Here is a 26001-nt window from a genome sequence, read left to right on the forward strand (position 1 = left end):
GGTGATGCAGTTCCGAACAACCGTTTGGAGCGACCTGCTCTTCACCGAATGGGCCGGTTCGGCCCGCGCCAATTCCGGCGCCTCTGAGTGGGGTGCCTTCACGTTGACCGGATGCCGCGATGAATAACGCCACGCGCTAGATCGTCAGAACTGCGCCCTGTTTGCATCCGTGACTCTTTTCGCCGTGGCGCGTCGTCGCTCCTGTTCAACGACAAATGCGTCCGCAAAATGGTTACCGACAAGACGATCGGGCTGGCCGCTCAGTTTGGGTCGACGCTCAAGAGGAGCTTGGGCTTTCCCCCAATTCAATATTGCCAAGGAGAGGCGCAATAGCCCACGGTTCTGTGGCCACCAAATAGGAAGGAAATTCAATCTCGACCATTGGTTTTGGGTGCTCGGCATACCAAAGTGCCGCTTTGCCGTCTTTTGCCTTCCGACGATCTTTCTGAAAAATGTCTCGGTAACGATAGGGGGAGATGCCTAGGAATGGTACGAACGAAACCCGATTGAGATCGCTTTCCGATTCAATTTGGATCTCATCGCCGTGCAGCTCATGAGCCTTGCTCTTCGGATAAGGCTCCATGAAGACAACCCTCTTTATTCCACATGCTACTATATGTTTGGTGCAGTTGTGACACGGGAACGTGGTGCAATATAAGGTTGTACCTTGGATCGGGTTACCAATACGAGCGGCGTCGCAAATCGCGTTCATCTCTGCATGGACGACACGACCAAACTCTGTAACATCCATTATCTTTGCGTCAGATAGTATGCCGTTTTCCTTGTCTTTCTTGTTTGTCATGCTAGCAACCATATCGAAGCTGTTTCCGATTTTCTGAGCTTTCTCTGACAAAAAGCCGCCGTTGCTCAACCTCTCTAAAACGTTCCGAAGAAGTTCTTTTTTAAGAGTGTCGTTCGGATCGAATCCTCTTCTGATGTCTCTATAATCTGGAACGTCTCCATCCCAATAATTTCCTCCACTCGATTTAGGCACCTCGTTGCAGCCTTGGGATACGATTGTGCCGTCTTTGGAGAAGATGGCAGATCCAACTTGTCTAGATAGGTCAGCTGACCGCAGTGAGGCTGACTTGGCCGTATACATGCCGTATTCATCTCTCGACGGAGTAATATCGTTTCTGCCAAAAAAGGCTTGGAAAAAGCGCTCCAGTGTTGTTTCCATGGAGTCCTTGTCTACTCCGTGTGTGAAAACATCTCCTAAGTGAAACGTCTCCCTTAGATTCTGTCCCAGGGGATCCGTTTCCTCTCGAGCATCGCGGGCTATGAGCATGGAAGCCTTGTGAGCGATGTCGGTTTCGGGCGTATCCGTCGGCAAGCTTCGTGCGATATCCCTGGCTAGCAAATCGAACCGTTGCGCTTCGCTTGCATATGCCGAGACAAGGATGAATTGCCTCCCATAGGTGCGACGCAACAACTGAACTTCTTCGGGAAGTTTGAGCTGCCGTATGAGATAGGCCTGTGAAGGGGCAGGAATGCTTTCCTTGCCAGAGAAAGATCGTCTGAATTCCCGGATAGTTTGGATTGCGATCCGTGCAAGCGTGTCAGGTCGACCATACATCGTTCGAATTTCATTCGCGCAATCCATTTTCCAATTTATTTGGCTAAAAAGGTCCGGTCCGTCCGCTTTTTTGCCAGGCGTTCCAAACCTGCCCATCTCCGAAGTCAGTTTGATGAGTTGAGTACGATATTTTACCTGTTCCAGACACGAAGAGATGGAACTGGTGAGGCGATCGATGTCGACCCCAATTGGCCCTGCAATTCCGATCACCAATTCCGGGAACTCCACCGGCGTTAGCTGCGTTTCCATCGAGACCTCACAAACGTGTCAGGAACGTACCATTAACTTCGGTTTACTATATTCCAAATCGGCAATTCGAATTATCATCGCCTGAGTCCGAATGGCGCAACTGGAGGGTCGCTACATGAATAATCAATCTAAGGAAATTGAGCGGCGCAGAGAGGATTTTCAAACTTTAACGAAAGATATCCAGAATTTGGCTGCTCTTGTTGGCGCCCGTTTCGTCGTGGATGACGAGAAATTGCAAACCTATCGAGGGGCAGATGATTGCGAGCTTCGGAAATTTGCTAATTTAGCTTAATCTGAGTAATTAGATTAAAAAAGGGCCCCATCCGGGGCCCTTTTTTGCTGAGGTTCAAATTTCTCAGCTGCATCCGCTCGTGGCGCCGCACGTATCGCACTTCTCGCAGGTCCCGTTCCGCACCATGGTGAAGTTCTGGCACTCGGAGCAGGAATTGCCGGTGTAGCCCTGGAGCAGTGACTTGGCGCGGCGGTCGGCGGCGAGTTTCTTCGCCTCGGCTGCTTCGTTCGCTGCGGCGTCGGTGAACAGGGCCGCGGTGGCATCCGTGGAAGCGTTGGACGCCGCGTCGGCTGCCTCCTCGAACGCCATGTCTTCCGCCAGCTCCTTGGCCCGGTCCTCATAGTCGCGCTTGTAGGCGACCGCCTCGTCGCTGGCCGGCTTCAGCGCCAGCACGTTGGAACCGGAGAAGGCTGTCGGCGCCGAGCGGGCCGGGGTGCCGGTGGAACCGCCGGCAAAGCCCTTGGGATCGTTGCCGCTTGCCCTGGAAACCAGCTTCACCGGCGAACCGCGGGTCAGGCCCTTGGAGACGGCGTCGGTCTTGCCTTCGCTGATGTTGCGGCCAAGTGCGGTGTTGGAGAAGTCCGACTGGTCGACATGGGCGAGGTCGTTGCGGCCGAGATAGGAAATCGCCAGTTCCCGGAACACGTAGTCGAGGATCGACGTCGCGCTCTTGATCGCGTCATTGCCCTGCACCATGCCGGCCGGCTCGAACTTGGTGAAGGTGAAGGCGTGCACATATTCGTCGAGCGGCACGCCGTACTGCAGGCCGAGCGAGATGGCGATGGCGAAGTTGTTGAGAAGGCCACGCAGCGTGGCACCCTCCTTGTTCATGTCGATGAAGATCTCGCCGAGGCGGCCGTCATCATATTCGCCGGTGCGCAGGAAGATGGTGTTGCCACCGATCTTGGCCTTCTGTGTGTAGCCCTTGCGGCGGCCGGGCAGCTTTTCCTGCTCGCGCGACACACGCTCGATGATGCGCTCGACGATCCGCTCGGTGATCTGGGCAGCGCGGGCGGCGGCGGGTGCCTGAATCAGCTGCTCGAGGGCCTCATCCTCGTCGTCCTCGACATCGGCGAGCAGCGAGGAGTTCAGCGGCTGCGACAGCTTCGAGCCGTCGCGATAGAGCGCGTTGGCCTTCAGCGCCAGCTTCCACGACAGCATGTAGGCGCCCTTGGCGTCTTCCACCGTCGCGTCGTTCGGCATGTTGATGGTCTTGGAGATGGCGCCCGAGATAAAGGGCTGCGCCGCCGCCATCATCTGGATGTGGCTGTTGATCGAAAGCGAGCGCTTGCCGATCTTGCCGCACGGGCTGGCGCAGTCGAACACCGGCAGGTGCTCGGCCTTGAGGAAGGGTGCGCCTTCCAGCGTCATGGCACCGCAGACATGGATGTTGGCGGCCTCGATGTCCTTCCTGGAGAAGCCGAGCGCCGGCAGCATCTCGAACGAGAAGTCGTTGAGCTGCTCGTCGGTGAAGCCAAACGTCTCCTTTACCCAGTCGGCGCCGAGCGTCCACTGGTTGAAGACGAACTTGATGTCGAAGGCCGACTTCAGCGCGGCATTGAGCGCCGCGATCTTGTCATCGGTGAAACCCTTTGCCTTGAGCGAGCCGGGATTGATGCCGGGCGCCTGGTTGAGGTTGCCATGGCCGACCGCATAGGCCTCGATCTCGGCGAGTTGGGCTTCGGAATAGCCGAGCGTGCGCAGCGCCTCCGGCACGGCGCGGTTGATGATCTTGAAGTAGCCGCCGCCGGCGAGCTTCTTGAACTTCACCAGGGCGAAATCGGGTTCGATGCCGGTGGTGTCGCAATCCATGACCAAGCCGATCGTGCCGGTCGGCGCGATGACGGTTGCCTGTGCGTTGCGGTAGCCATGCTCCTCGCCAAGCTCGATGGCGCGGTCCCAGGCGGCTTTCGCATGATCGGCCAGCGCTTGCTGCTTGAGGTCGGAGGCGACCAGAGGCACCGGATTGACGGCCAGCTTCTCATAGCCGTCCTTGTCGCCATAGGCGGCGCGGCGATGGTTGCGCATGACGCGCAGCATGTTCTGGGCGTTGCGGTCATAGTCCGCGAAGGCGCCGAGCTCGGAGGCCATTTCGGCCGAAGTGGCATAGGCCGTACCGGTCATGATCGCGGTGAGTGCGGCGCAGATCGCTCGGCCCTCGTCGGAATCATAGGGAATGCCCGAGGTCATCAGCAGGCCGCCGATATTGGCGTAGCCGAGGCCGAGCGTACGGTATTCGTAGGAGAGCTTGGCGATCTCCTTCGACGGGAACTGCGCCATCATGACGGAGATTTCGAGCACGATGGTCCACAGCCGGACCGTATGCTCATAGGCGGCGATATCGATCGTGCCATCGGCGTTGCGGTAGGGCAAAAGGTTGATCGAGGCGAGGTTGCAGGCCGTGTCGTCCAGGAACATGTATTCCGAGCACGGGTTGGAGGCCCGGATCGCACCGGCCGACGCGCAGGTGTGCCAGTCGTTCATCGTGGTGTTGAAATGCAGGCCGGGATCCGCCGATGCCCAGGCGGCGTAGCCGATCTTTTCCCAGAGGTCCCTGGCCTTCAACGTCTTCAAGACCTTGCCGTCCTTGCGGGCGGTCAGGTGCCAGTCGCCATCCTGCTCGACAGCGCGCAGGAAATCGTCCTTCAGCGACACCGAATTGTTGGAGTTCTGGCCGGAGACCGTCAGGTAGGCGTCCGAATCCCAGTCGGTGTCGTAGGTCTTGAACGACATCGAGGTGTAGCCCTGCTTGGCGAACTGGATGACGCGGTAGATGTAGTTCTCCGGCACCGCCGACTTCTTCGCTGCCTTGATCTCGCGCTTCAGCGCGGTGTTGATGGCAGGATCGAAGCAGTCGTCGTCATGCCCTTCGCAGTTGACGCAGGCCTTCATGATCGCTTCGAGATGCTTCTTGACGATCTTGGAGCCGGTGACCAGCGAGGCGACCTTCTGCTCTTCATTGACCTTCCAGTCGATGAATTCCTCGATATCGGGGTGGTCGGCGTCGACAATGACCATTTTCGCCGCGCGCCGCGTCGTGCCGCCCGACTTGATGGCGCCCGCCGCGCGGTCGCCGATCTTGAGGAAGCTCATCAGGCCGGACGAACGGCCGCCGCCGGACAGCTTTTCGCCTTCGCCACGCAGAAACGAGAAGTTCGAGCCGGTGCCGGAGCCGTATTTGAACAGGCGCGCTTCACGCACCCACAGATCCATGATGCCGCCCTCGTTGACGAGGTCGTCCTGCACGCCCTGGATGAAGCAGGCATGCGGCTGCGGATGCTCGTAGGAGGACTTCGACTTGGTCAGCTTGCCGGTGAAGGGGTCGACATAGAAGTGGCCCTGGCTCGGACCGTCGATGCCATAGGCCCAGTGCAGGCCGGTGTTGAACCATTGCGGCGAATTCGGCGCCACGCGCTGCGTGGCCAGCATGTAGGCAAGCTCGTCACGGAAGGCGAGCGCGTCGTCCTCCGACTTGAAGTAGCCGCCCTTGTAGCCCCAATAGGTCCAAGTGCCGGCCAGCCGGTCGAAGACCTGGCGGGCATCGATCTCGGAACCGTAGCGCTCGGCTTCCGGCAGCTTGGCAAGCTCGGCCTCGTCGGCGACGGAGCGCCACAGGAAGGAGGGGACGTCGTTCTCTTCGACCTTCTTCAGCCGCGCGGGGACACCGGCTTTGCGGAAATACTTCTGCGCCAGGATGTCGGCGGCAACCTGGGAGAACTGCGCCGGCACATCGATGTTGTCGAGACGAAACACCACCGAGCCATCCGGATTCTTGATCTCGGAAAGCGCCTTGCGGAATTCGATCTCCGCGTAAGCAGATTGTCCCGGCTTGGTGAAACGACGCTCGATGCGCATTGGTCCTGTCCCTTTTGTCTATATATAGCGCTTTCGTCAGGGGATTTCTGCCCCCAATGCGAAACACGCATGTCCGCCGTCTGCCGGCGTTCGAAAACGGCCGGCTCTCCATTTCGCGGTCTCCGTCAGTCCTTGCAGGTCAGGCTCCTTGCGAAGCGTATGTCTAGCGGACCGGCGGACCCTCGCGGGTCCCTCAAATCTGATTTTTTCGATTCCCTCACTCGAGGGAAATTCACACTATCTAGCGTCGAACCTACCTGCAAACACTAAATATAGTGTTAACAGACAATTTATTCCAGTCCGACAATTCTCCCTTTCCTCGCCCCGCCACCCACAATCCCAACGCTTCCGCCGGCCTCGTAAACAGGCGGAAATGCGGGCAAAACTCACATAATCCGGGAAAAAGACCGGGCTCAGAACTTTCCGGTCGCGCTCTCAACAGGAGCACATGGCCTATAAAAGGCGACTCGTTTTGCGCCGTCAAGGATTCGTTTGCGTAGCTTTTGTGACCCCAACATCTTGTGTGTCACATATGTGGATAACGGGGACAGATTGACCCGCCGCGATCACTATTTTTCCGGCGACGGGATGCGCGCCGCCGATGGCCGGCGTGGCGGTCCGCGAAAACGCTTCAGCCGCCAGCAAAAGCGGCAGTTCCAAAAAATCAGCCGTAGTGCAACTTCGGCTTTGGCTCGATGCCGGTGAACTTCACGCCAATCCGGTCGTTGCGGCGCCAGCGGACCTCGCAGCGATAGGCGACGCCGTCGAGCGGCACATAGAGAAGAAAGCGATCGGGAACCCGGGACTCGAGCGGTACCTTCAACTCGGCGCCGCCCGCATGCTGATTGCGCACGGTAACGCCGACTTCCGAGTTTTGAATGCCGGTGATGATAGTTCCGCCCTTGAGCACGCGCGGACGATGCTCGCGCTGCGGCTCGCCGGGACCTTGCTGAAGGTTGTCTACGGGCTTCATCATCAATCAAACGCCAGATTGATCGATTTGTAGCGGAGAAAAATTAGCAAACCATTCATGGACACAACCATAAGGTTGTAAATCGGCCATGATGCACGCGTAAGGGGTGGGTTAGGAGAACCTGTGCGGGTCGGCGCAGAAATAGGCGATGATCTGGCAAAGGTCCGGTTCGTTGACCATGCGCACCGCTTCGCTGGAATTGACCCATTTGCGGGTGCGGGCGCGCTTTTCCTTCCAGCGGTCGGCGATCTTTTCGACGTGCAGCGGAAACACCAGCACCTCGCAGGGCACTTCTTCACCAGAAGCCAGCACCTTGGCATAGAAGTAACGGCCGGCTTCGAGATGGGAGACGGTTCCGCGCAATCCGGCTTCCTCGCCGGCCTCGCGCGCTGCCGCCTCGCAGAGCGGCTCCCTGGCCTCCGGCCAGCCCTTCGGCAGCACCCAGCGGCCGGTGTCGCGGCTGGTGATCAGCATGATCTCGACACCGTTCCCGGTATCGCGCCAGGGCAGGGCGGCAACCTGCAGACGACACGGCGCTGTGCCGAAGAGTCGCCGGACCCTTTCGGCCAGATGGTTGTGCGTCGTTGGCCTCGTCAACATCGGAGAAGCTAGCCCCAGCCTCCAGAATCGTTTGCCGTCTCACGAATCTTACGGCGAATCGTAATCTATAAAAGTAAAAAACTTCATATGGACCGGTAAAAATGCACCACAACCGATTCCACAAAATATTGTACCTTCAGCTGCCTATTTGGCAGCAAAAGGCACTCGCCGAACTCGTACCGAGTAGAACGAGGGTTGTTCTGCGAATCAGCCGGCGTGGTCGTCGGCGATCGGCTTCTGATAGGTGAAGCCCATATCCCAGGGGAAATAGATCCAGGTGTCCTGGCTGACCTCGGTGACGAAAGTATCGACCAGCGGCCGGCCCTTGGGCTTGGCGTAGACGGTGGCGAAGTGGGCCTTCGGCATCATTGCCCGCACGATGCCGGCGGTCTTGCCGGTGTCGGTCAGGTCGTCGATGATCAGCACACCGACGCCATCGTCGGCCAGCAGCGCAGGCGTGACCTCCTTGAGCACCTGCAACTGCCCCTGGCTGGTGTAGTCGTGATAGGAGGCCACGCAGACCGTCTCGATGACGCGGATGCCGAGTTCGCGCGAGATGATCGCCGCGGGCACCAGTCCGCCCCGCGTGATGCAGACGATAGCCTTCCATTGACCCTTGTTGGTACCGGCAAGCCGCCAGGCAAGCGCGCGGGCGTCGCGGTGGAACTGGTCCCAGGAGACCGGGAAAGCTTTTTCGGGAAGGGACATGTCTCGCGCACTCCGCAGCACGCGAGGACCGCGTGCGAGAAAACAGGGGAATGCGCGCGGAATTAACTGGAAAACCTTGGGCTTGGCAAGGGCGGTCGGCAGTGATCGCTGTGGACTTATCGCGACAGGAAGGCCGCCACCTGCGTTGTGCGCAGCACCGTGCGCGTCACGCCGCCGAACAGGAGCTGGCGCAGCCACGAGTGGCTGTAGGCGCCGAGAACCAGAAGATCGGCGCCGGTCTCGGCTATCCTGTTCTGGATCATGTCGTCGACCGAGGTGCCGCCCGATTTCTGCACCGAGACGCTGACCGTGGCACCGTGGCGTGACAGCGCCGACGCGATCTCGGCACCGGCGGCTTCCGGGCTTTCGTCAAGCGTTTCGGGCGGATCGATGACCAGTATGTCGGTTTTCTCGGCCTCGATGATGAAGGGCAGGGCGTCGAAGGCGGCGCGCGCGGCCTCCTTGCTGCCGTTCCAGGCAAGCAGCACGTGCTTGAACGTGGTGACCAGCGGCCCTGCGTGCGGCACCACAAGCACAGGCCGGCCGGCATCATAGACCAGCGTGTCGACATCCGCGCCCGGATCGCCGCCGGTGTCGCGCTGGGCGGCGATAATAAGGTCGGCGGCGCGCACCGTCGAAATGCCGGTCAGCGCGCTGTCGCCGGAGAAGCTCTCCAGGCTGCGCCATTCGAAAGAGAGGCCGGAATCCTCGATGCGCCTGAGGAAGACGGCCTGCAGCTTGTCGGCGCGCTCCCGGTTCATGTCGGCCGACACCTGCAGGAATTCGGTATCCGGAAAGCCGGTCGCCGATGTGTAGGGCACCGGAAGCGCCTCGGCATGGATGCCGACCAGATGGCTCTGGAAACGGCTGGAGAGCGGAATGGCGCAATCAAGCACGCGCTCGGCGTCTTGCTCGTTCTGCAGAATGGCCACGATGGTCTTGAAGCGCATGGCGATCCCTCAATCTGGCGAGCGTTCGATCTCGCGTGCAGGGAAACGCCGCGTTGCCTTGCTTGGTTCCGGCTGGAGCCAATTCCCTGGGGAATTGCGTCAAACGGGAATGGCGTCAAAACAAGGAGATAGAGCGGATCAGCCCGCCTTGGCGGCGAAACCCGCGACCATCGCCTCGACATCAGCCCGCGCGGCGTCCAGCGCGTCCTGGCTGCGGGCGCGCACGACCAGTTCGGTCCAGAACTTGCCGTCGCCATATTTCGGATAGGAGCCGATGATGGTGTCCGGATGCGCTTTCTGGATATCGCCCAGCGGTCCGCCGACAAGGCCTTCGCCAAACGGACAGTGCACGGTCGCCGACAGCATCTTCGTACCGGCTCTCAGCGTCGGCACGACATTGTCGAGCATGGCCTGGAAGATCGAGGGCACGCCGGCCATGACATGGACGTTGCCGATGCGGAAGCCGGGTGCCACGGACACCGGGTTGTCGATATGGTCGGCGCCGCGCGGCATTCTTGACATGCGCTTGCGTGCCTCGGTGTATTCGATGCCGCGCTCGGCATAGCTCGCTTCCAGCAGCGCATAGGCCTTGGCATCGTATTCGCAGGGCACGCCGAACGCCTTGGCAATCGAATCGGCGGTGATGTCGTCATGGGTCGGGCCGATGCCGCCGGTGGTGAACACATAGGTGTAGCGTGAGCGCACGGCATTCACCGCCGCGACGATCTCGTCTTCCTCGTCGGGAACGATGCGCACTTCCTTCAGGTCGATGCCGATAGCCGTCATGATGTCGGCGAGGTGGCCGATGTTCTTGTCCTTGGTGCGGCCGGACAGAATCTCATCGCCGATGACAAGCATGGCGGCGGTCACGATTTCAGGCATGGAAGGCTCCGGCAGGACGGGTCGCCTGAAATAGCGCGACGCGCGGCTGTCGGCAATGCCGGCCGAGCGGTAGTATCCGGCAACATCCGGTCCGCTTCGATGCGAGATTGCGGCGCGACCGGATGCAACTAAGCTGACCTCGTCTGATCCGGGTGAACGATGCTCCTGTCGATACTGTCGTGGCTGCTGGCCGTTCTGCTCCTGCTGGCGGTCCTCGCCATCGGCTGCCTTATGCTGGCGACATTGTGGATCGCGGCCAAGGCCGAAAGGCTGGTGCCGCCGGTCGGAAAATTCATCGAGGTCGACGGCAACCGCATTCACTATGTCGATGTCGGCCATGGACAGCCGATCGTCTTCCTGCACGGGCTTGGCGCTCAACTCCACCACTTCCGCCACACGCTGTTCGCACATTTCGGCCCGGGCTACCGGCTGATCGCGCTCGATCGTCCGGGATCGGGCTATTCGGTTCGGGCGCGCGGCGCGACGGGCCGGTTGCCCGAACAGGCCGAGCTCGTGCGGCGTTTCATCGAAACGCTGGGCTTGGAGAAGCCGCTGGTGGTGGGCCATTCGCTGGGCGGCGCCATCACGCTGACCCTGGCCGTGGAACATCCCGAGGCGATTTCGGGCATCGCCTTGCTGGCGCCGTTGACCCATATGCAAGCCGGCATGCGCGAGAAGTCCGGCTTGCTCAATATTCCATCACCACTCCGGCGCTGGATCATGGCCTACACGGTCGCGATACCGACGAGCCTGCGGTATGCGCGGCCGACCATGGAATTCATCTTCGCACCGCAGGCTTTTCCAGCAGACTACATGGTCGACGGCGGCGGCTGGCTCGGGCTGCGGCCAGCCCATTTCCAGGCAACATCCGCCGATGTCGTGGCCATCGAACGCGATCTCGGCCGTATCGAGCAACGCTATAGCGAGATCGCCATGCCCGCCGGCATCCTTTTCGGCACCTCCGACCAGGTCATCGACATCGGCATCCATGGCGAGCCGATGCAAGAAAAGATCAAAGGGCTCGGCTTCGAACCCGTCGACGGCGTCGGCCACATGCCGCAGTTCGTCGAACCGGAACGGGTCGCGGCCTTCATCCAGCGCATGGCCGCTCACGCATTTTGTGATGCGACTTCACCGCCGCTTCACAAGGAATTCAAGGAACCATTCGGCGGATGACCGGTTTGCCTCGTGTCGCACCCAAGGCGACAAAGACGAAACGGAGTAATCCAATGTACAAGAAACTTCTCGCAGCGTCCGTTCTGACGATCGGTCTCGCCACATCTGCCATGGCGCAGTCGTCGGACGGCACCTATTCCAACGATCAAGATTGGCTTCACCACAACTGGCTCTGGGGCAACGAGGATTCCTCGAGCGTTGACCGTACCACGACCGGAAGCATCAATGCGGACGGTTCCGGGCTGAACACCTACGGCAACACTGGACCCTGCGCCTTCAATACCCCTGGTCCAGATGCCAATGCCCAGGGCAACGTCAACGACCAGTACTGCGGCAAATAGCCAGCCGGGCCCCGTGCTGGCCGCGGGACGTCTTTCTCTCCTGACGTCCGCGGCCGGCGCGCGACGATCAGGCGATCAGGCGATCAGGCTTAAGGTTGCATATCATTAGGCTGCGAAATCAGTCGGAGACCTCGGTCTGCGGCCGATCGCGGCCATCAGCCAGTTCCTCATGCCACTTGCCTTCGGCATCCTCATACTGGATGCCGTCAGTGGAGCCCGCCACCTGTTGCTCGGCTGAAGCGATTTCGGCTGCGCGCAGCGCGTCCTGGTGCGTGGGAAACGTCTCCGAGAAAGTGGCGCCGACCTTGTAGGCCCAGCCGCCGTCATGTTCGACGATCTTGTAAGTCAGCTTCGCCATGAAAACCTCCGGTTGAAAGGTCCGCCTGCTCAATGCAGCCGGTCGTCGGACAGTCTGTCGTCTGGCACCAGCACTTCCGATTCCCTTGCGGCCTCGATCAGTGCTCGACGCGCATCCGCTGTCGAACGATAACCTTCCAGCACTTTGAGGCAAGTGTCGAGGGCATCACGATGGCGCGGGCCGCGATTGAGTGGCCACACCGTCATCAGGCATTCCGCCGCCTCCTGGGCGCTGCGGATTTGCCGATATTTGCCGACATGGCCAAGCTCGACCACGACGGGCGTTTCAAAAGGTTTGTTGTCCATCATGGCCGCAACGCAAAGCAGCCAATTTGGTTGCAAAAATGGCCTTCAGCCTGCGCCCAAAAGTCGCTTGCGACGCGCTTCAGTCTTTGTCTGATGCCTGTCCCAAAATCACGTGTCCCAAAACCGGATCCAGTTTTGGGCGACATGCGCGGCCAGCTCAGTAGCCGCAATCGTTGCGCAGCCAGCGCACGTTCGCCCAGCCGGTCGTGCCGCCGATTTCGACCTGGTACCAGTTGCCGCGCCGGTCGAAGATCTCGGTGTGATCGCCATTGAACAGCTGCCCGATCATCCGCGACGACGAGTTTGGCCGTGTCCGCACGGCGAGAAAACCGCTGCCGGTCGCCAGATTGTAGCGGCCGGAAAGGCCGTGCACCGTACCTTCGCAATATTGCGCGACGCTCGCCGTTGACGCGCCAAGCCAAAACCCGGCAGCAGCCACGAACGCTGCCGCCGGCAAGAATGCCCTCATTGACATGATGTCCTCCCAAGCCCGGCCGCGCCCGCCGCAGCCTCACCCAACGTAGCAGTTCACGGCCGGAATTGAAGCGGGCGAACTTTCCGGGACCGCAGGCAGCGGCGCGCCGGTTTCAGGAAAACGGGCCGATCAGCCCGCCGCCTTCATCCAGTGCTCCATCGTCGTCACCGAGCGGGCGAGCTGCGGCGCCGGATGGATCTTTTCGCTGAACGTGGCGGCCGCGCGCCATCCCCAGCGCGGGTCGGCGAGGAAGGCACGCGCCAGCGCCACCATGTCGGCGCGGCCCTCGGCGACAATTGTCTCGGCCTGCTTCGGATCGTCGATCAGGCCGACCGCGCGGGTCGGGATACCGGCGCCCTTGCGCACGGCTTCCGCCAGGTGCACCTGGTAGCCGGGGCCGCTGGGCAATTTCTGCAATGGCGAATTGCCGCCGCTGGAGCAGCAGAGATAAGCGACACCCTCGGCCTTCAGGGCTTTCGCCACCTCGATCGCGTCCTCGACGTCGAAGCCGCCATCGACCCAGTCCTTCACCGACAGCCGTGTGCCGAGCATCAGCTTCGGCACCGCTCGCCTCACCGCCCTGGCGATTTCGACGACAAGACGCATCCGGTTTTCCAGCGAGCCGCCCCAGCGGTCCGTGCGCTGGTTGGACAGCGGCGACAGGAACTGGAAGATCAGGTAGCCATGCGCGGCATGCAGTTCGATGAAGTCGAAGCCGGCGCGTTCGGCCCGCCTCGCGGCCTCGGCGAACCGCTCGATGAGTTGCAGGATCTCCTCGTCCTCCAGGGCGTGCGGCACGTTCCAGCCGCTGTCGTAGGCGATGGCCGAGGCCGAGACGGTCTGCCAGGGATCCTCGTTTGGCTGCAGCGGGCCGCCGCCCTCCCAGGGCTTGCGGTTCGAGGCCTTGCGGCCGGCATGGGCAAGCTGCGTGCCGAATTTCGTGCCGGGTGCGGCCACTCGCCTGGCGGCGTCCAGCGTCCGCCGCGCGGCGGCTTCATTGTCTTCGGAATAGAGGCCAAGGCAGCCATGGGTGATGCGCCCGCGCCGCTCGACATCGGTCATCTCCACCGTGACCATGCCGGCGCCCGACATGGCAAGGTTCATCCAGTGGTAGAGGTGCCAGTCGCTGGCCGATCCGTCCTCGGCGGAATACTGGCACATCGGCGCCACGGCGATGCGGTTGGGGAAGGTCAGCCCGTCGAGCGTGATCGGCTGGAAAAGCGATGTCGTCATGAGGAAACTCCGGGGAGGGGGAATGCGCTATTTAGGCAGCGGACCTCTTCCATACCACACACGAGAGAGTGAAGCGCACTGGACCAATCGCTGGTCCGATTGCGCCGGAGCCGGTTCGCGGCTACGCCTGCGTCCGCCAAGCAAGCACCGAGGTATCCCATGGAAGATCGCGTTCGCATCCGCTCGGAAGAGGTTCTTTCCGACGACTGGGCGGTCCTGAAGAAGACCGTGCTCGACTATCGCCGGCGTGACGGCCAGTGGGAAACGCAGGTCCGCCAGACCTATGATCGCGGCGACGGCGCGGTGATCCTGCCCTATGATCCCCAGCGTTCGACCGTGCTCCTGGTGCGCCAGTTCCGCTACCCGGCCTACGTCACCGGCCACCGCGAATCGCTGATCGAGGCCTGCGCCGGCCTGCTCGACGAAAACGATCCCGAGACCGCCATCCGCAAGGAGGCCGAGGAAGAGCTCGGTTACCGGCTGAAGGATATCGAGCGGCTGTTTTCGCCGTATATGAGCCCCGGCAGCGTCACCGAGCGGCTCTGGTTCTTCATCGCCCGCTATTCACCCGCCGACCGCATCTCGGCCGGCGGCGGCGCGGCCGAAGAAGGCGAGGACATCGAAGTCCTGGAAATGCCGCTCGACGAAGCGCTCGCCGGCATTGCCGATGGCCGCATCATCGATGCCAAGACGATTATTCTGATCCAGCATTTGAAGCTGCACCCGATGAAGGCTTGATCCGGGTCGTCGGAAGCGGTTCGTTGGTACGCAAGCGCCGGGAGCTTCGGAGTACAACTCCTTCGTCTAACGAGCTCCAGGTGGCCTGCCACCCGAAGCTCGAAGAGCGAAGGGTGGTGCGGACGACGGGAATCGAACCCGTACGATCAGAGATCGAGGGATTTTAAGTCCCTTGCGTCTACCAATTCCGCCACGTCCGCAGGCCAGCCCTTTTCAGACGCCAGACACAGGCCGTCAAGTCGTGTTCTTGGGCTGTCTGAACGCGCAACCCAGAGGAGGGCGCGCGGCGATACTGGTGCGATCGCGGAATTATCCTCACCGGAGGCTGTGGTAACGTTGGCGCGGCGGATTTGATCCGCCATGGCCGGCGCCTCTCAGGCCCAACCCATTCCCCCGCCCCCTGCGGGCGTCGGCCGCCCCCGCATCCGCAGGATCGATCCACAAGTCAAGGCCTTGTCGGCAGTGTAACGCTGTTGGCGATGTTCAGAACTTGTAGCTCAGATTGACGCCGACGGTATTCAGCTTCGTATCCTGGTCGCGGTCGGCGAAGCCGTTGGATCCATCAAAGTGCTCCGAGCCGAAATCGTAGTAGCGATACTGCGCGCCGACGACGAACTTGTCGGTCAGCGCATAGTCGACGCCGGCACCCACGGTCCAGCCGACATTCGTACGTGTTTCGGAGAAGGCGGCGCCCGCGGATTGCGAGGTTTCGATGCCGGCGAAGGCGACGCCGCCTATGCCATAGACCAGCACGCGGTCGATGGCATAGCCGGCCTTGGCATTGACCGACCCGAACCACTTGACGTCGGTACCGAACGTGTTTCCCGCGCCTAGGTCGGCAGTCCCGTCGACGGAGGAATAGTTGAGGTCAGCCTCGGCGCCGATCACCGCCTGGTCGAATTGCCACAGCCCGGCGACGTGGCCGCCGACGAAGCCGCCGTCGATCTCGGGCGAGACGGAAAACGGTCCGCCGTCGGTTCCGGAGATATCGGATTGGCCCCAGCCATAACCCGCCTGCATGCCGGCATAGTAGCCGGTCCAGTCGAAGCCGGGCGCGGTCATCGGCACATCGACCGTCGGGTCGGCTGCCAAAGCCGGCACGGACAGGGCTGCAAGAAGACCGGCACTTGCGACGATCAGGCGGTACATCGAACTCCCCGGACCAAGAGCCAGAAAAATCCTTGCGGGCAACGTAACCTGATTTGCCGCAAAACGGAATCAGATTTCCGATAGCGGCCTATGCCGCCTGCCGCGCCGGTGCGGTGGCAAGCCTGGCGCCGTTGCCGTCGCAGCGTCGGTAAAGGCCGAATAGGCTTTGCGAGGGCTGCGTAGGCCTCACCCAATCCGCTGTTTGGCGCTGGTCAAATCCAGGCAGGCTTGGCACAGTCGCGCAAACAGGAGTTCCTTCATGGCAAAGAAGCCGGCGGCGCATGCGACGAAACCCAGGCCATGGACCGAGATGGCGACGCATCTCGTCGATGTCGCCATGGGTCGCAAGCCCGCCGATCTCGTCATCCGCAACGGCCGCTGGGTGAATGTTCATTCCGGCGAGATCATCGCCGGCACCGACATCGCGATTGCCGGCGGCCGTTTCGCCTATTGCGGACCGAATGCCAGCCACGCGATCGGCCAGGGCACCAAGGTGGTCGACGCCGGCGGGCGCTATCTGGTGCCCGGCCTCTGCGATGCGCATATGCATGTCGAAAGCGGCATGGTGACGGTGACCGAGTTCTGCCGCGCCGTCATCCCGCATGGCACCACCTCGATGTTCATCGACCCGCACGAGATCGCCAATGTGCTGGGCCTGCCCGGCGTGCGGCTGATGCATGACGAGGCGGTGGCGATGCCGATCAACGTGCATGTCCAGATGCCGTCCTGCGTGCCCTCGGCGCCGGGGCTCGAACACGCCGGCGCCGAACTGACGGTCGCCGATGTGACGGAGGCGATGAGCTGGGAAAACATCATCGGGCTCGGCGAAGTGATGAATTTCCCTGGTGTGGCGGCCAACGATCCGGTGATGTCGGGCGAGATCGCCGCGACGGTGAAGGCGGGCAAGACGGTGGGCGGGCATTATGCCTCGCGCGATCTCGGCCTGCCGTTCCATGGCTATGTCGCCGGCGGCCCGGAGGACGACCATGAGGGCACGCGCGCCGAGGACGCCATCGCCCGCGTGCGCCAGGGCATGAAGGCGATGCTGCGGCTGGGCTCGGCCTGGTACGATGTCGCCTCGCAGATCAAGGCGGTGACGGAGAGCGGCATCGACCCGCGCAATTTCATACTGTGCACAGACGACAGCCATTCCGGCACGCTGGTCCACGAAGGCCACATGGACCGGGTGGTGCGCCACGCCATCAGCCAAGGGCTGAAGCCGGTGACGGCGATCCAGATGGCGACGATCAACACCGCCCAGCATTTCAGGCTGGAGCGCGAGATCGGTTCGATCGCGCCGGGGCGATTGGGTGACCTGCTGATTGTCTCCGATCTTGCCGCGATGACCATCGACGAGGTCTATGCGCGCGGTGTCAGGCTGGCCAAGGGCGGCAAGCTCGACATCGACATTCCGGCCTATGACTACCCGAAGACGGCGAAGAACACCGTCAAGCTGGGCAAGAAGCTGAAGGCCGGCGATTTCGACATCGCGGCGGCGCCCAAGGGCGCCAACGAGGTGCGGGTGCGGGTCATCGGCGTCATCGAGAACCAGGCGCCGACGCGGGCGCTGGAGGCGGATCTTGCCGTGGAGGACGGGCTGGTCGCCATGGATCGCCGCAACGATGTCTGCCAGATCGCGCTGGTCGAGCGGCACAAGGGCACCGGCGGCGTCACCAACGCCTTCGTCTCCGGTTTCGGCTATATGGGAGACTGCGCCTTGGCGTCCAGCGTAGCGCATGACGCCCACCACATCATCTGCGTCGGTACCAACAAGCAGGACATGGCGCTGGCGGTCAACCGGCTGGGCGAGGTCGGAGGCGGGGTCGTGCTGTTCTCCAAGGGCAAGGAACTGGCGCTGGTCGAAATGCCGATTGCCGGCCTGATGTCGGACGAGCGGGCCGAGATCGTCGCCGCCAAGGCGGACAAGCTGACCGAGGCGATGCGCAAGATGGGCTGTTCCCTGAACAACGCCTACATGCAGCACTCGCTGCTGGCGCTGGTCGTCATTCCTGAGCTCAGGATCTCCGACGTCGGCCTGATCGACGTCACGACGTTCCAGAAGGTCGATCTTTTTGTATAAACTGTTTGGGAATATCCGATCCCGCTGGAGCTCTGTATGGGCTTTTTGCAGCAGAATTAGAAGAGGTAACTTTCAAAGAAGGATGCAGCGATCCCTAATGCAATAGATCCAAAAAAGGCAATATAAGCATACACATCGGTTCTATTTTCTAGTTTTCGCCACCGTTGCGTATCCTTATCGAGGAGATTGAAATAAACTAGAATACCGACACCAGCTAAGCCAAATATCCACATCGAGTACGGCACGAGATAAATCCTTCACCCGCCGGTGGCGATGGTCAGAACCTTGAACGGCGTGGTGATGACGATCTCGGCGACCGAGCCGACGGCCTTGCCGAGGCCCTGGCCGAGATTGTTGAGCTGCGTCGGGTCGGGTTCGTCCGACGCCAGGCCGGCCGGCGCCCGCAACCGGTCTCCGAGCAACTGCACCAGGATCGGATTGTCGGCGAATTTCGCATGGTTAAGGCCACCGTCGCCGCCCTTGGTCTTGGTCAGGTCGGCCACTAACACGCCATAGCTGGCGAGATCGGCCGCATCGCCATAATCGCCGACACGCGGTTTGTCGCCGGAGATAAGAGAGGACAATTTGAGTGCCCGGTCATCGCCTGAAAGCAGCACGGCGAACGGCTTGTCGGGCTTGCCATAGCGGATCATCTGCTTCTTGAACACGTCGACATCGATGTCCGGGGAGGCGAGGATGACGTAACCGAGCTTGCCGCCGAGATCGCGGTCGCCGGTGATGGCGAGCTGGCGCAGCGCCTCCATCGTCAACCAGGTGCCCATCGAATGCGCGATGATGTCGATACTCTTTACCCGCGTCTTGGCGAGCATCCTGAGCGTCGCCTCGAGATCGTCACGGGCGGCGGTGGAACTGTCCTTGTCGTAGATATAGCCCGTGGTCTTGGCGCTCGACGCCCAGGAAAACAGCACCGGCGTGCCCGGATATTTCGTGTCATGGGCGATTTGCGTCAGCCGGTAGATGCCGTCGTCGAAGCCATTGTTGAAGCCGTGCACGAAGACCAGCGCACGGTCGCCGCGCATCGCGATGTCGGCGCCGACCGCCTTGGCGAATTGCGGTGCGCCTTCATAGTAGGTGACGTCCTTGGCGGTGAAATCCTTGGCTGGATTGCTGTTGGCGGATCCCTTGGCCCGCTCGATGGCGCCGACCTGATGACTCCTCGGAACGGTAACGTCGACGCGGGCGTAGCTGGTGGTCAGGGAACGGTCGCCGTCGAACACCTGCCGCGGATCCTTCGTTGCCCTCTGGCGCGTCGTCGCAACGAAAATCTCATGTGTAGCCGCGATGTCCGAAGCTGGCGCGGCGACGGTGGTCTTGTTGAGGAGGTCATGCGTAGGGCCGGCGCAGCCGCCGATGGCGAGCACAAATGCGACGAGCAAACCCTTCAAACGCACAGTCACACGTTGGCTCCCGCAGCGGGGGACGTCAAACGCATGACGTCGCTGACTATTCCGATAAGGCCAGTGACCGGCGCGGTCCAGTTCAAAGTGGATTGACGGCTCGGCAATGGTGAGCGGGCACGGCGCAATCCGCTGCGCCCGCATCTAATCCGCTGCGCCCGCATCTATTGTCCGAGCAGGCTGATGCGGTCGGTCACGTCGCGGTCGCTGGCAAAGCCGTCATCCTCGCGCAGCCGCTGGCCGATCATCTTCACCAGGGCCGGATTGTCGGCGAATTTCGTATGGTTGAAGCTGTCGCTGCCCTTGACCTTGGAGAGATCGACCACCGTCACGCCATAGGTGGCAAGATCGGCGGCATCCTTGTAGTCGCCGACGCGCGGCCGCGAACCGGCGATCAGGCCGGAGAGCCTGAGCGCCCGGTCGTCGTCCGATAACAGCAGGATGAACGGCTTGTCCGGCTTGCCGTAGCGGCGCATCTGGCTCTTGAACACGTCGACGTCGATGTCGGGCGAGGCAAGCACAACGTCGCCGAGCTTGCCGCCGAGGTCGCGGTCGCCGCTGATGGCCATCTGGCGCAGCGTTTCCATGGTCACCCAGGTCCCCATCGAATGCGCGACAATGTCGATACGCCGTGCGCCGGACTGCTGCAGCATGCGCAAGGTCACTTCGAGCTGGTCGCGGGCGGCACTGGCACTTTCCTTGTCGTAGACATAGTCGGTGGTCTTGGCGCCCGAGGCCCAGGAGAACAGCACAGGCGTGCCGGGATAACCGGAATCATGGACGATCTGGGTCAGGCGGTAGACGGCATCGTCGAAGCCGGTGTTGTAGCCATGGACGAAGACCATGACGCGACCGCCGCGCGCGGCGATGTCGGCGTTGAGCGCACTGGAGAATTTCGGCTGGGTGTCGTAGCCGACGACCTCGGAGGCCATGAAATACTTGGCCGGATCGTTCGATTTGCCACGCGAGCGCCGCTCGATCTGGCCGGTTTGGTGGACGCCTGGCACGGTGACGTTGACGCGTGCGTAGTTCAGCGTCGCCGAGCGTTCGCCATCGAAGACCTTGTTTGGATCGTCGGAATGCTTGCGCGTCGTGGCGATGAAGATCGAATGGTTGCCGGCGATTTCCGTCACCGGTACGGCCATGACCGCGCTGCCGAGCAGTTCCTCGGTTTGGCGGCCGCCGCAGCCCGCAACCAGCAAGGCAAGCGCAAGAATGCAAATCGTCTTCAAATGCACGTCAAAAATTCCACGTCAAATTCCACCCGGGCCCAAACAAGGGCCGTCCACCCTCCGCGATATCTCCCCAGCAGGCCAAAGTGCGGCGGAAGTAAGTCGTGTCCAGCCGAAATCTCATCGGCGTCCGGCGACGGCCCTCCGACTGTTGCGCGAAAGCCAACGCGGCGGCGGGAAGGCTGGAGCGCCGCGCAAGGCCAGCATCCCAGGCCTCGGCCGGATCCCGCGAGCGGCACCGACGATGCGCGCTCATACCGTTTGCAGAGGACATCAACAAACGCTTTCAAGTGACTGCAATTATGACAGGAATATGTTGCAGTTGGCGCGACGCCAATCTGACAATGGTCTTGCCCCGCCGGATGTGCAATAGGGTTGGGTCTAACTCGCCTGCGGGCGGTCCGGGATGATCTTGCCATGACCAGCTTTTCCTCGCGCGTCGCCACCGCTGCTGCCGCGATCCGTCAGATTTTTCCGGAGACGCCGCTGCAGGAGAATGACTATCTGTCGAAAAAGACCGGGGCGCGGGTGCTGCTGAAGCGCGAGGATCTGAGCCCCGTTCGGTCCTACAAGATCCGTGGCGCTTTCAACTTCTTCCGCAAGGCGCTTGCCGCCGGCAACCAGGCCGAACTGTTCGTCTGCGCTTCCGCGGGCAACCATGCGCAGGGCTTCGCGTTCGTCTGCCGCCATTTCGGCAGGAAGGGCGTGGTGTTCACGCCGGTGACCACGCCGCAGCAGAAGATCGACAAGACCAGGCTGTTCGGCGGCGACTTCGTCGAGATCAGGCTGGTCGGCGACTTCTTCGACGACTGCTACCGCGCCGCCTTCGAATTCACCGAAAGTTCCGGCGCCCACATGGTGCCGCCCTTCGATCACAAGGACATCATCGAAGGACAGGCGACGGTCGCCTATGAGATCGCGGACCAGATGCCGGGCGCGCGCATGCCCGACATCGTCATGCTGCCGGTCGGCGGCGGGGGCCTCGCTGCCGGGGTGACGCACTACTTCGCCGATCAGGGCCGGGAGGCGCGTTTCGTCTTCTGCGAACCGGCCGGGGCGCCGAGCCTGCGCGAAAGCCTTGCGGCGGGAAAAAGGCTGAAGCTCGCCAAGGTCGACAATTTCGTCGACGGTGCCGCGGTCGCCGAGATCGGCCGCGAACCGCTGCGGCATCTCAAGGAGTTCGCTGCCGACACGGTGCGGCTCATCCCGGAAAACCGGCTCTGCGCCACCATGATCGAGATGCTGAATGTCGAAGGCGTCGTGCTGGAGCCGGCCGGCGCGCTGGCGATCGATGCGCTGAAGGATTTTTCCAGGAAGGAGATCCGGGGCAAGACCATTGTCGCCGTGGTCTCGGGCGGCAATTTCGATTTCGAGCGGCTGCCGGACGTCAAGGAGCGGGCGCTGCGCTTCGAGGGACTGAAGAAATACTTCATCATCCGCTTTCCGCAGCGGCCGGGCGCGCTGCGTGACTTCCTCGAACTGCTCGGTCCGGACGACGACATCGCGCGCTTTGAATATCTGAAGAAGTCGGCGCGCAATTTCGGCTCGGTTCTGATCGGCATCGAAACCAAGGATCGCCGCAATTTCGATCTGCTGAAGGCGAATTTCGAGGCCGAGGGCGTCCAGTATCAGGACATCACCGACAATGAGACATTGGCCGGGTTCATCATATGAGCGCAAAAACCTTCATCGCCCTGTTTTCCGGGATCAATGTCGGCGGCAACCGCATCGTCAAGATGGCGGAGTTGCGGACGTTTTTCGCGGATCTCGGCTTTTCCGACGTCGCCACCTATGTGCAGAGCGGCAATGCCGTGTTCCGGGCCACGAAGGGCGATGCCGCCGCGCTTACCAAACAGATCGAGGCGGCCTTCGAAAAGAAATGGGGTTTTCATTCGCGCATCATGGTGCGCGATCTCTCATGGTTCGAACGGCTGGTGAACGAAAATCCCTATCCGGAAGCGGCCGCCGACCACACCAAGCTCCATGCCTATGCGCTGGAGCGCGAGCCGACCGCCGAAGAGGTGGCGCGGCTCGCCGAAAAGTGCACCGGCCCCGAGCGCTTCGAAGTCAAGGGAGACGTGCTCTATCTCAGCGCGCCGGACGGGCTCGGCAAATCGGTATTTGCCAACCTCATTCCGCGCGTTCTGAAGGTGCCTTGCACGGCGCGCAACTGGCGCTCGGTGCTGGCGTTGCTGGAAATGGCCGGTAAGGCCGGCAAGAACTAGGACTACGCCGCCGGAGCCCGCTTCCAGTCGAAACTCAACTCTTCGCGGAAGGCAAAGCGCTTGATATGATCGGCAACAACGCTTTCCAGGCGCTCGAGCGAGCCTGCTTCGTCAGTCGATACCGCGATGTGCAGCGCACTTGCATCGGCATCCATTGTGGTGCGGCCGAGCGAGAGATCGATCGTGCCATGGGTGGGATCGAACTCGACCGGGAATTTGTGCGCCCAGTGCTTGCACAATTGCTGCAAATAGTGGCTGGCATGTTCGGTGGCGACGTCGGCATGGCTGGACGGCATGACTGAATTCTCCGCGGGCGGACGCCCATTGGCATGACAAGGCGCCGGCGGTTCAAAGCCGGCGCGACATCGGACAGATAGGCGCTGTGTTGCCGAACGCCAAAGGCCGCCGGGCAATATTCGCCCGGCATGGATGGAAGCTTACCAGCTTCCGGTGTTCGCCATCGAAGCCCAGGGCTCGGCCTTGGCCTTGGCCGGACCTTTCTGCAAAAGCTCGATGGAGATGCCGTCGGGTGACCTGACGAAGGCCATGTTGCCGTCACGCGGCGGCCGGTTGATGGTGACGCCGCTGTCCATCAGCCGCTGGCAGGTGGCATAGATGTCGTCGACCTCATAGGCGAGGTGACCAAAATTGCGCCCGCCCTTGTAGTCCTCCGAATCCCAATTGTAGGTGAGTTCGACCAGCGGTGCCTTCTCGTTGATGCCGCTTTGCTCGTCTTCCGGCGCGGCAAGGAAGATCAGCGTGTAGCGGCCCTGCTCGTTTTCATAGCGGCGCACTTCCTTCAGGCCGAGCTTGTTGCAGTAGAAATCGAGCGAGGCATCGACATCGGCGACGCGGACCATGGTGTGCAGATAGCGCATGTGTTTTCCTCGATTTGTTGGGTTGCGGCGCAACATAGGGTCGGGTCGCTCAAAGGGCAATCGTCGGGCCGCGGGGATGCCGGCAAAGAACAAATACGGTATTCCCGCAATGAACCGTGAAAAAAGGCACGTCAGGTCTTGCACACACGGGAAGCGCCGGTGTTAATCTGGTATCAAGAATCAGTTGCGGTGTTCTTGAAAAGAGGGGGCATTCTTATGGGGGAAAAGGCCTCTTTGACGGGGCGGGCCGATACCCTTGGCGACGCCTTGACGCGCGACGAAGGCGGCGATGCTGCCGATCTCGTCGAAATAGCTGGCGCCATCAAGTGGTTCGATGTGGCCAAGGGGTACGGGTTCATCCTTCCGGATGACGGTATTTCGGGCGATATCCTCCTCCATGTGACATGTCTTCGACGGGACGGCTTCCAGACAGCCCTGGAAGGCGCGCGCGTGGTCTGCCTTGTCAAACAGGGCGAGCGCGGCCTGCAGGCCTTCCGCGTGCTGTCCATGGATGTCACCACCGCCGTCCATCCCGCGGAAATGCAGGAGCAGCGCACCCACGTCTCGGTGACGCCGGAGAGCGGGCTCGAACGTGCCTTGGTCAAATGGTTCAACCGCACCAAGGGATTTGGCTTCCTGACGCGCGGCGAGGGTACCGAGGACATTTTCGTCCATATGGAGACCTTGCGCCGCTACGGCATCACCGAGCTTCGGCCTGGACAGGTCGTGCTGGTCCGTTTCGGGCGCGGTGACAAAGGCCTTATGGCCGCCGAAATTCACCCCGATATGGGTACCTTGCCGGTCTCGCATTAGGGCGACCCGGCCGAGGATTTCGTATGGCTCACAGGAACTGGCTGACGGCGGGAGTGATCTGCGCCGTTGCTGCCGTCATCATCGCCGCAGGCGCTTTCTTCTATTTCCAGGTACCCAGCGCGGCCGATGGCAGGGCGATGCTCCTTCCTGTCGACCCGACGCCGCTGGTCGCGGTGACGAAAAGCGGCGAACGCTCCTTTTCGATCGAAGTCGCCGATAACGAGGCAGAGCGGGAGGCCGGCCTGATGTTCCGCAAGGACATGGCCGACGATCATGGCATGCTGTTCGTCTTCGACGAGACCCGCGAGGTCAATTTCTGGATGAAGAACACGCCGATGCCGCTCGACCTGATCTTTGTCGGCCAGGACGGCAGGATCCGGGCGATCAAGCAAGGCGAGCCGCAATCCGAGGCGATCGTGTCGCCAGGCGAGCCGGTCCGCTTCGTGCTCGAACTCAAGGCCGGCACGGCCGCCCGGGACGGTATCGCGGACGGCGATCTGTTGCGCCATCCGGCGATTGGCACCGCATCGGGGCCTGGCGTGCCGCCGGCCGACAAGGGCGATGCACCCAACGGCGGCGGTTGAGTACACAGGCGGGTCGCTGATGCAGTATTTTTCACACGACGGTTTCGATCTTGCCTTCCTCGACCGCCAGCCGGCATCGGGCGAGGGCGATCCGGTGCTGATGATCCACGGCTTCGCTTCGAGCCACTATGTCAACTGGGTGTCGCCCGGCTGGTTCAAGACGCTCAACGATGCCGGCTACCGCGCCATCGCCTTCGACAATCGCGGCCACGGCTCGTCGTCCAAGAGCTATGACGAGGCCGACTACACGCCCGACGCCATGGCCTCCGACGCGGCCGCCCTGCTGGATCATCTCGGCATCGAACGTGCGCACGTGATGGGTTATTCGATGGGCGCGCGTATCGCGGCGTTCCTGGCGCTGTCAGATCCGGACAAGGTGGCGACGCTGGTCTTCGGCGGCCTCGGCATCGGCATGATCGACGGTGTCGGCGACTGGGATCCGATCGCCGCGGCCCTTCTTGCCGACGATCCGGCCGCCACCACGCATCCGCGCGGCCGCTCGTTTCGCGCCTTCGCCGACCAGACCCGCAGCGACCGCCGGGCGCTTGCCGCCTGCATCGCCAAATCGCGGGAGCTGTTGAGCGACGAAGATATTGCCCGCATCTCCCAACCGACGCTGATCGCGGTCGGCACCACCGACGACATTGGCGGTTCGCCGGACGAGCTGGCCGCCCTGATGCCGAACGCCAGGGCTTTTCACATCGAGGGCAGGGACCATATGCTGGCGGTCGGTGACAAGACCTTCAAGCAGCGCGTGCTGGAGTTCTACGCCGAACATCCGCTTTGAAGCTGCGCAGCGGGCCTGGGCTCAGTCCGGCTTTCTCGCTCCTTGAACCGACTTTGCGAGCGTTTCTCGGGGCCCTGTTCGATACGATCCCGGCGGCACGAACTACTTAAGGCGACCCACGCAA

Annotated in this window: 26 protein-coding genes and 1 tRNA gene; 10 read left to right on the forward strand and 17 right to left on the reverse strand. The window is 61.7% G+C overall.

The window, feature by feature from the left end:
• Nucleotides 1–277 precede the first annotated feature (277 nt).
• Nucleotides 278–1825, reverse strand: a complete 1548-nt coding sequence (locus FJ978_RS20360; protein WP_140573490.1) for an anti-phage dCTP deaminase — start codon at nucleotides 1823–1825, stop codon at nucleotides 278–280.
• A 91-nt stretch (nucleotides 1826–1916) separates the two neighbouring features.
• Between FJ978_RS20360 and FJ978_RS20365 the strand changes: the two genes are divergently transcribed.
• Nucleotides 1917–2117 carry a hypothetical protein gene (locus FJ978_RS20365; RefSeq protein ID WP_140573492.1) on the forward strand — a complete coding sequence of 67 codons (201 nt, stop codon included), beginning with the start codon at nucleotides 1917–1919 and terminating at the stop codon, nucleotides 2115–2117.
• A 63-nt stretch (nucleotides 2118–2180) separates the two neighbouring features.
• On the opposite strand, the gene FJ978_RS20370 is transcribed toward FJ978_RS20365, so the two are convergent.
• The 6 genes from FJ978_RS20370 to FJ978_RS20395 all read right to left on the reverse strand — a co-directional run bounded on the left by FJ978_RS20370 (nucleotide 2181) and on the right by FJ978_RS20395 (nucleotide 10085).
• Entirely contained in the window at nucleotides 2181–5972 is a 3792-nt protein-coding gene (locus FJ978_RS20370; protein WP_140573494.1) for a vitamin B12-dependent ribonucleotide reductase, read from the reverse strand.
• Between the two features lie 664 nt (nucleotides 5973–6636).
• Entirely contained in the window at nucleotides 6637–6948 is a 312-nt protein-coding gene (locus FJ978_RS20375; protein WP_023764226.1) for a PilZ domain-containing protein, read from the reverse strand.
• 108 nt (nucleotides 6949–7056) lie between these two features.
• The gene (locus FJ978_RS20380) at nucleotides 7057–7545 is read right to left on the reverse strand and encodes an NUDIX hydrolase (RefSeq protein ID WP_023776232.1); all 489 of its coding nucleotides are present in this window, start codon (nucleotides 7543–7545) and stop codon (nucleotides 7057–7059) included.
• Nucleotides 7546–7752: 207 nt separating this feature from the next.
• Complete coding sequence (gene gpt / locus FJ978_RS20385) at nucleotides 7753–8253, reverse strand: xanthine phosphoribosyltransferase (protein WP_013895807.1); 501 nt, start codon at nucleotides 8251–8253, stop codon at nucleotides 7753–7755.
• A gap of 116 nt (nucleotides 8254–8369) precedes the next feature.
• Nucleotides 8370–9203 (reverse strand): universal stress protein, encoded by an 834-nt coding sequence (locus tag FJ978_RS20390; protein WP_140573496.1) that lies wholly within the window; start codon nucleotides 9201–9203, stop codon nucleotides 8370–8372.
• 138 nt (nucleotides 9204–9341) lie between these two features.
• The gene (locus FJ978_RS20395; RefSeq protein WP_140573498.1) at nucleotides 9342–10085 is read right to left on the reverse strand and encodes a competence/damage-inducible protein A; all 744 of its coding nucleotides are present in this window, start codon (nucleotides 10083–10085) and stop codon (nucleotides 9342–9344) included.
• Nucleotides 10086–10244: 159 nt separating this feature from the next.
• Between FJ978_RS20395 and FJ978_RS20400 the strand changes: the two genes are divergently transcribed.
• Both FJ978_RS20400 and FJ978_RS20405 read left to right on the forward strand, forming a co-directional pair.
• Nucleotides 10245–11261, forward strand: a complete 1017-nt coding sequence (locus tag FJ978_RS20400) for an alpha/beta hydrolase (protein WP_140573500.1) — start codon at nucleotides 10245–10247, stop codon at nucleotides 11259–11261.
• 53 nt (nucleotides 11262–11314) lie between these two features.
• A complete protein-coding gene (locus FJ978_RS20405) occupies nucleotides 11315–11602 on the forward strand; it encodes a hypothetical protein (RefSeq protein ID WP_140573502.1) in 288 nt (95 codons plus the stop codon).
• Nucleotides 11603–11720: 118 nt separating this feature from the next.
• Here the strand turns inward: FJ978_RS20405 and FJ978_RS20410 are convergent, their stop codons facing one another.
• The 4 genes from FJ978_RS20410 to FJ978_RS20425 all read right to left on the reverse strand — a co-directional run bounded on the left by FJ978_RS20410 (nucleotide 11721) and on the right by FJ978_RS20425 (nucleotide 13973).
• Complete coding sequence (locus tag FJ978_RS20410; protein WP_013895802.1) at nucleotides 11721–11960, reverse strand: DUF2188 domain-containing protein; 240 nt, start codon at nucleotides 11958–11960, stop codon at nucleotides 11721–11723.
• A gap of 29 nt (nucleotides 11961–11989) precedes the next feature.
• Nucleotides 11990–12268 carry a DUF982 domain-containing protein gene (locus tag FJ978_RS20415; protein ID WP_013895801.1) on the reverse strand — a complete coding sequence of 93 codons (279 nt, stop codon included), beginning with the start codon at nucleotides 12266–12268 and terminating at the stop codon, nucleotides 11990–11992.
• A 154-nt stretch (nucleotides 12269–12422) separates the two neighbouring features.
• A complete protein-coding gene (locus FJ978_RS20420; RefSeq protein WP_140573504.1) occupies nucleotides 12423–12740 on the reverse strand; it encodes an SH3 domain-containing protein in 318 nt (105 codons plus the stop codon).
• Between the two features lie 129 nt (nucleotides 12741–12869).
• On the reverse strand, nucleotides 12870–13973 hold the full coding sequence (locus tag FJ978_RS20425; protein ID WP_013895799.1) for an NADH:flavin oxidoreductase/NADH oxidase: 1104 nt from the start codon (nucleotides 13971–13973) through the stop codon (nucleotides 12870–12872).
• A gap of 159 nt (nucleotides 13974–14132) precedes the next feature.
• Here FJ978_RS20425 and FJ978_RS20430 point away from each other — a divergent pair, with 159 nt between their 5' ends.
• Nucleotides 14133–14711 (forward strand): NUDIX domain-containing protein, encoded by a 579-nt coding sequence (locus FJ978_RS20430; RefSeq protein ID WP_140573506.1) that lies wholly within the window; start codon nucleotides 14133–14135, stop codon nucleotides 14709–14711.
• 114 nt (nucleotides 14712–14825) lie between these two features.
• Here the strand turns inward: FJ978_RS20430 and FJ978_RS20435 are convergent.
• Both FJ978_RS20435 and FJ978_RS20440 read right to left on the reverse strand, forming a co-directional pair.
• Nucleotides 14826–14911: transfer RNA gene (locus tag FJ978_RS20435), tRNA-Leu, on the reverse strand.
• 283 nt (nucleotides 14912–15194) lie between these two features.
• On the reverse strand, nucleotides 15195–15860 hold the full coding sequence (locus tag FJ978_RS20440) for an outer membrane protein (RefSeq protein ID WP_140573508.1): 666 nt from the start codon (nucleotides 15858–15860) through the stop codon (nucleotides 15195–15197).
• Nucleotides 15861–16119: 259 nt separating this feature from the next.
• Between FJ978_RS20440 and ade the strand changes: the two genes are divergently transcribed.
• Entirely contained in the window at nucleotides 16120–17940 is a 1821-nt protein-coding gene (ade, locus tag FJ978_RS20445) for an adenine deaminase (protein ID WP_140573510.1), read from the forward strand.
• 257 nt (nucleotides 17941–18197) lie between these two features.
• Here the strand turns inward: ade and FJ978_RS20450 are convergent, their stop codons facing one another.
• Together FJ978_RS20450 and FJ978_RS20455 are read right to left on the reverse strand one after the other, a co-directional pair.
• Nucleotides 18198–19358 (reverse strand): alpha/beta hydrolase, encoded by a 1161-nt coding sequence (locus FJ978_RS20450; RefSeq protein WP_013895793.1) that lies wholly within the window; start codon nucleotides 19356–19358, stop codon nucleotides 18198–18200.
• A gap of 164 nt (nucleotides 19359–19522) precedes the next feature.
• Nucleotides 19523–20596, reverse strand: coding sequence for an alpha/beta hydrolase (locus FJ978_RS20455; protein ID WP_083833288.1), 1074 nt, complete (start codon nucleotides 20594–20596; stop codon nucleotides 19523–19525).
• 411 nt (nucleotides 20597–21007) lie between these two features.
• Between FJ978_RS20455 and ilvA the strand changes: the two genes are divergently transcribed.
• On the forward strand, nucleotides 21008–22264 hold the full coding sequence (ilvA, locus tag FJ978_RS20460) for a threonine ammonia-lyase IlvA (protein WP_140573512.1): 1257 nt from the start codon (nucleotides 21008–21010) through the stop codon (nucleotides 22262–22264).
• On the forward strand, nucleotides 22261–22815 hold the full coding sequence (locus FJ978_RS20465; RefSeq protein WP_140573514.1) for a DUF1697 domain-containing protein: 555 nt from the start codon (nucleotides 22261–22263) through the stop codon (nucleotides 22813–22815). Before ilvA ends, FJ978_RS20465 begins: the two co-directional genes overlap by 4 nt.
• A gap of 2 nt (nucleotides 22816–22817) precedes the next feature.
• On the opposite strand, the gene FJ978_RS20470 is transcribed toward FJ978_RS20465, so the two are convergent.
• Both FJ978_RS20470 and gloA read right to left on the reverse strand, forming a co-directional pair.
• Nucleotides 22818–23111 (reverse strand): DUF2218 domain-containing protein, encoded by a 294-nt coding sequence (locus FJ978_RS20470; protein WP_140573516.1) that lies wholly within the window; start codon nucleotides 23109–23111, stop codon nucleotides 22818–22820.
• A gap of 141 nt (nucleotides 23112–23252) precedes the next feature.
• Nucleotides 23253–23693: a lactoylglutathione lyase gene (gene gloA, locus FJ978_RS20475; protein WP_023764274.1), complete on the reverse strand. Its 441-nt coding sequence runs from the start codon at nucleotides 23691–23693 to the stop codon at nucleotides 23253–23255.
• 216 nt (nucleotides 23694–23909) lie between these two features.
• Between gloA and FJ978_RS20480 the strand changes: the two genes are divergently transcribed.
• Genes FJ978_RS20480 through FJ978_RS20490 form a run of 3 tightly spaced genes read left to right on the forward strand, consistent with a single transcriptional unit; the run spans nucleotide 23910 to nucleotide 25877 of the window.
• The gene (locus FJ978_RS20480; RefSeq protein WP_013895787.1) at nucleotides 23910–24506 is read left to right on the forward strand and encodes a cold-shock protein; all 597 of its coding nucleotides are present in this window, start codon (nucleotides 23910–23912) and stop codon (nucleotides 24504–24506) included.
• Between the two features lie 23 nt (nucleotides 24507–24529).
• On the forward strand, nucleotides 24530–25090 hold the full coding sequence (locus FJ978_RS20485) for a DUF192 domain-containing protein (protein ID WP_140573518.1): 561 nt from the start codon (nucleotides 24530–24532) through the stop codon (nucleotides 25088–25090).
• A gap of 19 nt (nucleotides 25091–25109) precedes the next feature.
• The gene (locus FJ978_RS20490) at nucleotides 25110–25877 is read left to right on the forward strand and encodes an alpha/beta hydrolase (protein WP_140573520.1); all 768 of its coding nucleotides are present in this window, start codon (nucleotides 25110–25112) and stop codon (nucleotides 25875–25877) included.
• Nucleotides 25878–26001: the final 124 nt, after the last annotated feature.

The sequence above is a fragment of the Mesorhizobium sp. B1-1-7 genome, from assembly GCF_006442705.1.
Lineage (GTDB): Bacteria > Pseudomonadota > Alphaproteobacteria > Rhizobiales > Rhizobiaceae > Mesorhizobium > Mesorhizobium opportunistum.

Excerpts from the sequence above, each read along its gene's own strand:
- FJ978_RS20465 (WP_140573514.1), top strand. The coding sequence starts at position 22,261 with ATGAGCGCAAAAACCTTCATCGCCCTGTTTTCCGGGATCAATGTCGGC.
- gpt (WP_013895807.1), bottom strand. The coding sequence starts at position 8,253 with ATGTCCCTTCCCGAAAAAGCTTTCCCGGTCTCCTGGGACCAGTTCCAC.
- FJ978_RS20370 (WP_140573494.1), bottom strand. The coding sequence starts at position 5,972 with ATGCGCATCGAGCGTCGTTTCACCAAGCCGGGACAATCTGCTTACGCG.
- FJ978_RS20420 (WP_140573504.1), bottom strand. The coding sequence starts at position 12,740 with ATGTCAATGAGGGCATTCTTGCCGGCGGCAGCGTTCGTGGCTGCTGCC.
- FJ978_RS20365 (WP_140573492.1), top strand. The coding sequence starts at position 1,917 with ATGGCGCAACTGGAGGGTCGCTACATGAATAATCAATCTAAGGAAATT.
- FJ978_RS20485 (WP_140573518.1), top strand. The coding sequence starts at position 24,530 with ATGGCTCACAGGAACTGGCTGACGGCGGGAGTGATCTGCGCCGTTGCT.
- ade (WP_140573510.1), top strand. The coding sequence starts at position 16,120 with ATGGCAAAGAAGCCGGCGGCGCATGCGACGAAACCCAGGCCATGGACC.
- FJ978_RS20380 (WP_023776232.1), bottom strand. The coding sequence starts at position 7,545 with ATGTTGACGAGGCCAACGACGCACAACCATCTGGCCGAAAGGGTCCGG.
- FJ978_RS20430 (WP_140573506.1), top strand. The coding sequence starts at position 14,133 with ATGGAAGATCGCGTTCGCATCCGCTCGGAAGAGGTTCTTTCCGACGAC.
- FJ978_RS20390 (WP_140573496.1), bottom strand. The coding sequence starts at position 9,203 with ATGCGCTTCAAGACCATCGTGGCCATTCTGCAGAACGAGCAAGACGCC.
- FJ978_RS20425 (WP_013895799.1), bottom strand. The coding sequence starts at position 13,973 with ATGACGACATCGCTTTTCCAGCCGATCACGCTCGACGGGCTGACCTTC.
- FJ978_RS20360 (WP_140573490.1), bottom strand. The coding sequence starts at position 1,825 with ATGGAAACGCAGCTAACGCCGGTGGAGTTCCCGGAATTGGTGATCGGA.
- FJ978_RS20470 (WP_140573516.1), bottom strand. The coding sequence starts at position 23,111 with ATGCCGTCCAGCCATGCCGACGTCGCCACCGAACATGCCAGCCACTAT.
- FJ978_RS20375 (WP_023764226.1), bottom strand. The coding sequence starts at position 6,948 with ATGATGAAGCCCGTAGACAACCTTCAGCAAGGTCCCGGCGAGCCGCAG.
- FJ978_RS20395 (WP_140573498.1), bottom strand. The coding sequence starts at position 10,085 with ATGCCTGAAATCGTGACCGCCGCCATGCTTGTCATCGGCGATGAGATT.
- FJ978_RS20490 (WP_140573520.1), top strand. The coding sequence starts at position 25,110 with ATGCAGTATTTTTCACACGACGGTTTCGATCTTGCCTTCCTCGACCGC.
- FJ978_RS20480 (WP_013895787.1), top strand. The coding sequence starts at position 23,910 with ATGGGGGAAAAGGCCTCTTTGACGGGGCGGGCCGATACCCTTGGCGAC.
- FJ978_RS20410 (WP_013895802.1), bottom strand. The coding sequence starts at position 11,960 with ATGGCGAAGCTGACTTACAAGATCGTCGAACATGACGGCGGCTGGGCC.
- FJ978_RS20440 (WP_140573508.1), bottom strand. The coding sequence starts at position 15,860 with ATGTACCGCCTGATCGTCGCAAGTGCCGGTCTTCTTGCAGCCCTGTCC.
- FJ978_RS20415 (WP_013895801.1), bottom strand. The coding sequence starts at position 12,268 with ATGATGGACAACAAACCTTTTGAAACGCCCGTCGTGGTCGAGCTTGGC.
- gloA (WP_023764274.1), bottom strand. The coding sequence starts at position 23,693 with ATGCGCTATCTGCACACCATGGTCCGCGTCGCCGATGTCGATGCCTCG.
- FJ978_RS20400 (WP_140573500.1), top strand. The coding sequence starts at position 10,245 with ATGCTCCTGTCGATACTGTCGTGGCTGCTGGCCGTTCTGCTCCTGCTG.
- FJ978_RS20405 (WP_140573502.1), top strand. The coding sequence starts at position 11,315 with ATGTACAAGAAACTTCTCGCAGCGTCCGTTCTGACGATCGGTCTCGCC.
- ilvA (WP_140573512.1), top strand. The coding sequence starts at position 21,008 with ATGACCAGCTTTTCCTCGCGCGTCGCCACCGCTGCTGCCGCGATCCGT.